Here is a 9,100-nt window from a genome sequence, read left to right on the forward strand (position 1 = left end):
CAGGCTCCAAATTGTAGAAAGCCCGACTAGAAATAGTCGGGCTTTTTTACGTCTGCAGAAAAGTGAAGTGTGGGTGAATAATGTACACAAGTCTCCCGCGTATGTTGGGCGAGCGTAGCGACACCCTACACTCAAATCATAAAAACATCATCACTAGCCAATGAGTTTAGTGCATTTGCACTGTGACTCTCCACCGCTGTGGGCACTTACGACATTCTACTGCGTTGTCGCTACGAAGTAGCGCGCCGACCCCAAATTGTAGAAAGCCCGAATTTAACGATTCGGGCTTTTTTACGTCTGCAGAAAAGTGAAATGGCTTTATGAAGAAAGTTGCTTTGCGAGTATGTTTGTTGTGTTTCTAAACTGTTGTTCTAATTGCTTTTTGCCGCTGAGATTTAAATTTTTAATAAGTTGCTCATCGGTATGGTGTTGTAAAACTGTTTGAATTAAAAGTTGCTGCTGATTGGCTGCTATCCTAGTAATTATAACAGGATTTTGGCTAATTAAACGCCAGAGAGTGGGGGAAATAGTAAAGCGGTTACTGCTGAGTTGCTGTGTAAATAACCTTAACGTATCAGAAGCTATTACCTCATCATTAAATGAGCGCAGTAATGTGCTAACCAGTTGCCATTCTAATGACTTAAAGTGGCTTAATAGGCCATAAAACAGCTCGTATTGAAACTGTTTAATCAGTGACTGTAAACTTTGTTGTGGTGCATTAAGAGATTTAACAACTAAAGTTGCGTGCTCAGCAGTGCTTTTGTCGCGTTGGTAACCTAATTTAACAGCATTAAAGCCTAGGCTTTGCCAAAATTTTAGCAATTGTGCAGTGGCACCAAAACTAGCACCAAACCAAGTACATTGTTCTTTTACTTGTGACTCGCTATAGCTCAGTAATGCTTTTCCTAGGCCACAATTATGTGAGCTTGGATCAATTGCAATACGGACAACTCGCGCACTTAAATGAGTTAAAAAATCACTGTTAAAGCTCAGTTGTGCAAGTGTTTGCGCCATTAAATGCCCTTGTGGGCGGCGCTCACCATTTATAACTTGCTCAGTAAGTTCTTCACTTAAACCGCCTTCTATCGCGATTAAGCATACACCCACTAATTGCTTGTCTATTTTGCTTATAAATATGCGTTGCGATGGCGCATCTAACAACTGGCGTAAATCATTCACACTACTTTGATAATGAGCAAATGCAAGTAAAGCAACGACTTGGCACAATAGTGCTTCATCAGTTACGAGTTGTTGCTGAGTTACTTCACTATGCTTAGGAATCTGCGATTTATTGCTATTAGTCTCTTGATACTGTGCATCAAGTGCTAATAAACTACGAATATGCTGCTCAAGTGGATCGTGCTTAGCAAAGCGCAATGGCTCATCAAGAGTAATTACTTTAGAAGCTTTGTAGTGGTTTTTAATATATTGACTAAAGCGAATTGTATAGCCTCTACCATTGCCTTCATAACCTACTAAGGTGCTTGCAAATACAATACGAGGATAATGCGCTAACATGCTTAATAACATAGGCACTGGGATAGCAGCAGCTTCATCTACTAAGAGTACGTCACACTCGGGAAGCTCATTTAACAGAGCGTCTGGCGCAATATATTGCATGTTAGCAAGCTGTTTTTGTAATGGATCGTAATTAACATTTAGCTGTGCAGCTAAGTGTTTAAAGCTGCTGTGTGTTGCTCTAAATTGAGTGGCGCAAATAATTACATTTTTATCAGCTAATTTTGCGGCTGCTAGGCCTAATGCGGCTGACTTTCCTCGGCCTCTATCTGCATTGATCAGTAGCGGTCTATTGGCGCGTCCATGAGCTAATTTTACTATTTGTGCTACGCAGTTTTTCTGCGGTTCAAAATCAATATTACTGTGCAGGACATAGTTATAATTATTATTGATGCAGCCAAATTCTTCACTGTAATGCAAGGCCGGTAAGCTTTTAATAATAGAGCTGAAACGCTGATTGAATAAACTATATTGATTGCTGTGGCCATGAGACTGGACACTTTTTAATGCGGGATCTTGCCAGTTATTTAGGTTACCCAGCTCAGGAAGTAATACAAACAATACTCCGCCAGCTCTAACTGTACCAGCAATTGCGGCCAACTTATCGGGGTATAAGCCACTAAAGCCATCGTAAATGGCGTGGGTAAATTCTTGTCCTAATATTTGGTGAATGTGTGCAGGCCATTGAGCATTTTTAAGTGCACAATGTTTAGATAGAGTAAGTGTATTAGTATTTTGTACTAGTGAGTTTGTCAGCTCATAGCACCAATTATCATTGCCAGTAACAAGCACTAGCTGGCGGTGATGCGCGCCAGCTAATTGTTGTTCTAGTTGTATGAGTTGCTTTTTATATAGCTTGTAGTCTTGCATATGCCGTTACTAACCACTTACTACCTAAATCATCAAAGTTGACTTGTACGCGAGATTGCGCACCCGCACCTTCGTAATTAAGTACTGTACCAATACCAAATTTAGCATGCAGTACACGTTGCCCCAAGTTAAAGCCGCTATCTTCAAATGCAGCGTGACTAACTGATGCGCTAAAACGCCCTGCAGCGGGTGGTCGAGATACTTGGGTTTTAATACGAATTTCTTCAACACAGTCCTCGGGAATTTCCCGTAAAAAGCGCGATGGTGTATGGTATTTTTCTTGTCCGTATAAACGACGGCTTTCGGCATGGCTAATATATAGTTTATCCATAGCGCGGGTCATACCTACATAACAAAGGCGGCGTTCTTCTTCTAAACGGCCAGACTCTTCATTACTTTGTTGAGAAGGGAACATACCTTCCTCTACGCCAACCATAAACACTAACGGAAATTCTAAACCTTTAGCTGAGTGCAATGTCATCATTTGTACGGCGTCTTCGTGCTCTTCTGCTTGTCCTTCACCAGATTCAAGCGAGGTATGCGCTAAAAAGCCTTGTAGAGGAGAGCTATATTCTTCTTCCTCAGGCAATTCGTACTGATCGCAAGCGCTAATAAGTTCTTCTAAGTTTTCTACTCGGGCACGGCCTTTTTCACCTTTTTCGGCTTGGTACATTGCCATTAACCCAGAAGTTTGAATAACGTATTTAGCTTGCTCATGTAGCGTTAGATCGCTAATTTTATCTTCAATATGCTCTACTAGTTCGACAAACTTACTCACTGCACCAGAAGCGCGGCCAGATAAATGTTGTTGCTCTACAATTGCTTTTGCTGCATACCAAAGTGGTAACGATTCGGCGCGTGCACAGTCGCGTATATGGCTTAGCGTTTTATCGCCAATACCACGAGCTGGAGTATTAATTACTCGTTCAAATGCAGCATCGTCTTGACGGTTACCTATTATGCGTAAGTACGACAGGGCGTCTTTAATTTCTTGGCGTTCGAAGAATCGCATGCCGCCATAAATACGATACTTTAGGCCTTCTTGTAGCATGGCTTCTTCGAGTACACGTGATTGCGCATTACTTCTATATAAAATAGCCGCATCTTGCAGCGCATTGCCGGCATTTAACCAACTACGCAGTTTACTACTTACAAAACGCGCTTCGTCTAGCTCGTTAAATGCGGCGTAAATAGAAATAGGTTCGCCCTCGTTACCGTCGGTCCATAAGCTTTTACCCATACGCTCTGAGTTATTTTGGATCAGGGCATTTGAGGCTTTTAATATAGTGGCGGTAGAGCGATAGTTTTGCTCAAGACGAATGGTCTCTGCGCTAAAGTCAGTTAAAAAACGTTTAATGTTTTCTATTTTTGCACCGCGCCAACCATAGATACTCTGATCGTCATCGCCAACAATCATAATACTATTGGAGTCGCCAGCAAGTAGTTTTAACCATGCGTATTGTATGGTGTTGGTGTCTTGAAACTCGTCTACTAACATGTGTGCAAAGCGCTGTTGATAATGGCGCAGTAGTGTAGGGTTATTTTTGAGTACTTCGTAGCTGCGCAGTAGTATTTCGGCAAAATCGACTAAGCCTGCTCTGTCGCATGCTTCTTGATACGCCGTGTACACGCGCAGCATCATTTGCTCGTTAATATCGTAGGCTTGAATATCTTTAGGGCGAAGTGCTTCATCTTTTTTAGCGCTTATGTACCAACCAAACTGTTTAGCGGGCCATTTTTTATCATCAATATTCATCGATTTTAATAAACGTTTGATCATACGTAGCTGATCGTCTGAGTCTAAAATTTGAAATGCTTCGGGTAATTTTGCTTCACGGTGGTGCGCGCGTAAAATACGGTGCGACAAACCATGGAAAGTACCAATCCACATACCACCAACCGGCGCTTTTAGCGTCTCTTCAACGCGAGTACGCATCTCTTTAGCTGCTTTATTAGTAAAGGTAACCGCAAAAATACTATACGCTGAGGCTTGCTCAACTTGCATTAGCCAAGCAATACGATGAACCAACACTCGTGTTTTACCAGACCCAGCACCTGCTAATACCAGCATGTTTTGTAGTGGGGCTGCAACGGCATCGCGTTGTTTGTCGTTTAAGCCATCGAGTAATTGTGAAACGTCCATCGTTACGCCTTTTTAATCAATAATGCGGGCAGTATAGCAGGTGTTTTTGTTAGGCTAAATAAAATACTGTTTTTATACACAGCTATTCATAAAATTATGTTCTAAACTAGTAGCTTGATAGCGAATCAAAAACGGAAAAGGTTAAAAAGATATAATAAAAATTGCTAATTTGACCTCAATTTAGTAAAAATCACCACAGCGTTAAACTGATAAAAATACAACTATATGATTTGTAACATTTATTAAATTGGCATAGAGTGTGTAAGTAATTCTATAGCTAAAATATAAAAATTAAATAAACTACAGAGGTTAGTATGTCAGGACAAGGTTCAGGCGGTAACGTAATCGCAGCATTATGTAATATATTTTTCCCGGGGTTGGGGCAGCTAGTGCAAGGGCGTATTCTTGCCGCGCTTATATTCGCTATATTATTTTTTGGTGGTGCGGCATTATGGTTTTTAATTGTGCCAGGAATAATTGCCGCTATTGTATATGTTTGGGCAATTATTGATGCAGCACGTTATAGATCGTGACGTAATTAATATTAAAGCTTTATAAAATAGCGCCTTTTGGCGCTATTTTGCTTTTTAGCGTCTGCAGCTATTTACGTATATAATTGCGCAACTAACGATTTAAAAGCGATACGTATGGAATATCAATTTATTCGCGATCCAATTAGCGGATTACGCATTAAAATAAGTAGCGAGCATGCCATAATTGGCCGCTGGTTAAACGAAGAAATAGGCAAAGATAAAATAGCTATGGTGCAAGCGCTTATTGCATCGGTGAGTTCAAGCTTTGAGCCTTTAACGCTAAAGGGCCAAGAAATAGATTTAATTTTAACGAAAGACGAAGCTCTATTTGAAGCCCATGCTCTGCACCAAGACAGTGAAGATCTTATGGCTTATCAAGACGACGATTTAATGCTTGAAGAAAATGGCCTAAGCAGTGGTTGTGGTTTTGAAGATTTTATAGACCTAATAAACTCATGGCATGAGTTTACGACTTCAAGATAAACATAGTTAGCACACTAATGAAAATATACAGCAATGCACAACAAGCATTTTATCTGTATTATTACACTAATGAAAATTTAGCTAATCAAAAACGACAGGAATTGATATGTCTGCCAATTTAAACAAACTAGTAGTGATGCTAGAAATGCAAAATGCCATGAATACCAAAGTACATGACCAATGGTTTAGCCAAGGGTTTGATTGGTACAGAGCCATTTGGGTTGAGTGTGCAGAAATGCTCGATCATTACGGTTGGAAATGGTGGAAAAAACAAACGCCTGATACCGAACAAGTTATTTTAGAGTTAGTGGATATTTTTCATTTTGGCTTGTCACTCAGAATTGACGGTATCACCAGCTACGAAAAAATAGCTAAACAGCTTGAGCTAGAATTAAGCACTGCCCATCAAGCCGATGACTTTAAGCAAACACTGGAAGTCTTGGCGGCATCTGCTGTCGCAGATAAAACTTTTAATGCGGCTGCTTTTGCAGGTTGTATGGCGCAAATAGGTATGAATATTGACGATTTATACCGAGGTTATGTGGGTAAAAACACCTTAAACTTCTTCCGTCAAGATCATGGCTATAAAGATGGCAGTTACATAAAAGTGTGGGGCGGCCAAGAAGATAACGAGCATTTAGTAGACGTTGTTAAAAGCCTTGATACCGAACATGCAGATTTTGCAAAATTAGTGTACGAAGGCTTAGAGGCACGATACCCAACAAAATAGTTTGCGCTAAAATAATTAAATTAGCTTGCGATAGTCGGTAACATTTAAGTAATCGGCTATATCGTTATGTGGTTGCTGGCTGTCTGGGTTTGCAACCGCAAGCAAGTGTTCAATACCATATTGGCGTGCTGCGTTGAGCACAGGAACACTATCATCAACAAAAAGCGTACGGCTTTTATTAAATCCTAAGTCACTTTGCACCTGTTGCCATAAGCTTTGCTGCTCTTTACTTACCCCATATTCATGAGTCGATACGACTCCATCTAAGTAGTTATCAATTGCAGTTTGCTCAAATTTAAGCATTACACACTCAGGGTGGGCGTTAGTAAGTAAAATTAACTCTTTACCTGCTTTTTTAAGTTCAGTTAAAAAGTACGGCACATCGTCGCGCACTTTTATTAAGTGCTTAGACTGTCGCTTTAGTTCCATAATAGGCAGGTTTAACTGTCGCTCCCAATAATCTGAGCAATACCATTGTATTTTTCCGCTAACGGCTTGGTAGCGTTTTGAAATATCCGCTTGCGCTGCTTCAAAGCTAATATTTTTTGCTAATGCGTGCTGTTGTGGAATAACGTTAAGCCAAAAATGGCTATCGTAATGTAAATCGAGTAATGTTCCATCCATATCGAGTAAAACTGTATCGATTTTTGACCAATTTAGCATGGGCTTTTCCCTGTGAAAAGTTTATGATTAAGCACAACTGCCATGATAGCAAATTAACGCCAATGACACAGAAAAAGCACCCTATACCACCGCAAATCCTCAGTAATAAAGTTGTAGCTAAAAGTCGCTTATTTACCGTGGAATCTTTAGAACTTAAATTCTCTAATAACGAAGAACGTCAATATGAGCGAATTCGTGGCGGCGGGCGAGGTGCAGTAATGATTGTGCCGTTAACTAAAGATAACGAATTACTACTAGTGCGAGAATATTGCGCTGGTACTAACGACTATCAACTGGGTTTTCCTAAAGGGTTAATTGACCCAGGTGAAACACCAGAGCAAGCCGCTAATCGCGAACTTAAAGAAGAAGTTGGTTTTGGTGCAGATTACCTAAAACGATTAAAAGCGGTATCTATAGCGCCAAGTCATTTTAATACCACCATGCACATTATGGTCGCTAAACAATTGTATTCACAAACATTGCCCGGTGATGAGCCAGAGCCACTGGTCGTTGTTAAGTGGCCATTAACCGATTGGCGGTCATTATTAACACAAGACGATTTTACCGAAGCACGCAGTGTAGCTGCTTTATTATTATTAGATCAGTATTTAGCATCAGGAGTCATTGATGAATAAATTACTAGAGCCTTGTATATTATTGGCTGAGCGTGCTGGTGATGCCATTATGGCTATTTATAAAAATGGTGATATTGGCAAAGAGCAAAAGCTAGACAACACACCAGTTACTAAAGCTGATCTTGCTGCTAACGACGTACTTGTGGCTGGTTTAGAGGCATTAGCACCCAATATTCCTATTATGTCAGAAGAAACACCGATCCCAGCATTAGCCGATAGGCAGCATTGGCAACGTTATTGGTTACTTGATCCTATGGATGGTACCGGAGAATTTATTTTAGAAAGTGGCGACTTTGCGGTAAATATAGCACTCATTGAGAATAACCAACCTGTGCTGGGAGTTATTCATTGGCCTACAAAAGGGGTAACCTATTTTGCGAGCGCCGATAATGGGGCATTTAAGCGTAAAAATGGTAGCGATAAGCAAATATTTGTAGCCTCACCCGATAACTTAACGGTTGCAGTGAGCCGCCGCCAAAAAATTGAAGCAGTGAGCCAGTACCTTAACGCCCAATTTACTACCGTTGCTTTAGGGTCATGCTCTTTAAAGGCATGTATTGTAGCAGAAGGAAAGGCTGACTGTTTTTTAAGAATAGGCCCCACTGGTGAGTGGGATACGGGCGCATCACAAATTATAGTTGAGCAAGCTGGCGGCAGTATTACCGATGCAGAGTTTAACCCACTAACTTATAATCAGCGTGAAAGCACTGAAAATCCAGACTTCATTGTAATGGGGCACCCTGATTGGGAGTGGCAAAAAATGATTAACCCACATTAATGGGAATGCTTATAACACCACTTGCTTGCTTTTTGTTCACTTAAACAATAATAATAACTAAAGCCTTGCATTATATGTTTATTCCTATATAGTAGCGCTCTCTTCAAGGCAGGCTCGTAATTATTACGGATTTGTTTTAAAGAAATTACAGGCGCGGGATGGAGCAGTCTGGTAGCTCGTCGGGCTCATAACCCGAAGGTCGTCGGTTCAAATCCGGCTCCCGCAACCAATTTCCTTTAGAGGATTGAGGTTACTGTAAATGTTAGTTAGGGAAAAGCTTGTCGGTCTCAGCTCTTCATTAGCCAGCAAAGGTAGTCGTTTTAAATTCGGCTCCCGCAACCAATTTCCTTTAGAGGATTGAGGTTACTGTAAACTCTAGCTTAAGAGATAAAATAAAGTAGTCGATAGACTTAAAATATACAGGCGCGGGATGGAGCAGTCTGGTAGCTCGTCGGGCTCATAACCCGAAGGTCGTCGGTTCAAATCCGGCTCCCGCAACCAATTTCCTTTAGAGGATTGAGGTTACTGTAAATGTTAGTTAATGAAAAACTTGTCGGTCTCAGCTCTTCATTAGCCAGCAAAGGTAGTCGTTATAAATTAGGCTCCCGAAACCAATTTCTAATTGGAAGCTAAGTTGTAATGTAAGCAACTTTAAATAAGTATACAATTTCAGGCGCGGGATGGAGCAGTCTGGTAGCTCGTCGGGCTCATAACCCGAAGGTCGTCGGTTCAAATCCGGCTCCCGCA

At 40.9% G+C, this 9,100-nt stretch carries 8 protein-coding genes and 3 tRNA genes; 8 read left to right on the forward strand and 3 right to left on the reverse strand.

Going from position 1 to position 9,100, the window contains the following annotated elements; genetic code table 11:
• Positions 1-318: 318 nt before the first annotated feature.
• Both I6F41_RS17725 and uvrD read right to left on the reverse strand, forming a co-directional pair.
• Positions 319-2,388 carry a GNAT family N-acetyltransferase gene (locus tag I6F41_RS17725; protein ID WP_197108899.1) on the reverse strand — a complete coding sequence of 690 codons (2,070 nt, stop codon included), beginning with the start codon at positions 2,386-2,388 and terminating at the stop codon, positions 319-321.
• A complete protein-coding gene (gene uvrD, locus I6F41_RS17730) occupies positions 2,366-4,531 on the reverse strand; it encodes a DNA helicase II (RefSeq protein WP_197108900.1) in 2,166 nt (721 codons plus the stop codon). The genes I6F41_RS17725 and uvrD overlap by 23 nt, the downstream gene beginning before the upstream one ends.
• A gap of 314 nt (positions 4,532-4,845) precedes the next feature.
• Between uvrD and I6F41_RS17735 the strand changes: the two genes are divergently transcribed.
• From I6F41_RS17735 to I6F41_RS17745, 3 genes are all read left to right on the forward strand, one after another.
• Positions 4,846-5,064, forward strand: coding sequence for a hypothetical protein (locus I6F41_RS17735; protein ID WP_011326845.1), 219 nt, complete (start codon positions 4,846-4,848; stop codon positions 5,062-5,064).
• Positions 5,065-5,178: 114 nt separating this feature from the next.
• Positions 5,179-5,547, forward strand: coding sequence for a YacL family protein (locus I6F41_RS17740; protein ID WP_011326846.1), 369 nt, complete (start codon positions 5,179-5,181; stop codon positions 5,545-5,547).
• 106 nt (positions 5,548-5,653) lie between these two features.
• The gene (locus I6F41_RS17745; RefSeq protein ID WP_182684129.1) at positions 5,654-6,277 is read left to right on the forward strand and encodes a dUTP diphosphatase; all 624 of its coding nucleotides are present in this window, start codon (positions 5,654-5,656) and stop codon (positions 6,275-6,277) included.
• A 15-nt stretch (positions 6,278-6,292) separates the two neighbouring features.
• Here I6F41_RS17745 and yrfG read toward each other — a convergent pair whose 3' ends face one another.
• Positions 6,293-6,940, reverse strand: a complete 648-nt coding sequence (gene yrfG, locus I6F41_RS17750; protein ID WP_197108901.1) for a GMP/IMP nucleotidase — start codon at positions 6,938-6,940, stop codon at positions 6,293-6,295.
• A gap of 62 nt (positions 6,941-7,002) precedes the next feature.
• On the opposite strand from yrfG, the gene nudE reads away from it, so the two are divergent.
• The 5 genes from nudE to I6F41_RS17775 all read left to right on the forward strand — a co-directional run bounded on the left by nudE (position 7,003) and on the right by I6F41_RS17775 (position 9,100).
• Positions 7,003-7,575, forward strand: a complete 573-nt coding sequence (gene nudE, locus I6F41_RS17755) for an ADP compounds hydrolase NudE (protein ID WP_011326849.1) — start codon at positions 7,003-7,005, stop codon at positions 7,573-7,575.
• Positions 7,568-8,353: a 3'(2'),5'-bisphosphate nucleotidase CysQ gene (cysQ, locus tag I6F41_RS17760; RefSeq protein WP_011326850.1), complete on the forward strand. Its 786-nt coding sequence runs from the start codon at positions 7,568-7,570 to the stop codon at positions 8,351-8,353. The genes nudE and cysQ overlap by 8 nt, the downstream gene beginning before the upstream one ends.
• 152 nt (positions 8,354-8,505) lie before the next feature.
• Positions 8,506-8,582 (forward strand) — tRNA-Met (locus I6F41_RS17765).
• A gap of 195 nt (positions 8,583-8,777) precedes the next feature.
• A tRNA-Met gene (locus I6F41_RS17770) sits at positions 8,778-8,854 on the forward strand.
• A gap of 173 nt (positions 8,855-9,027) precedes the next feature.
• Positions 9,028-9,100 (forward strand) — tRNA-Met (locus tag I6F41_RS17775).

It is taken from the genome of Pseudoalteromonas sp. SCQQ13 (genome assembly GCF_015864415.1).
In the GTDB taxonomy this organism is placed as follows: domain Bacteria; phylum Pseudomonadota; class Gammaproteobacteria; order Enterobacterales; family Alteromonadaceae; genus Pseudoalteromonas; species Pseudoalteromonas nigrifaciens.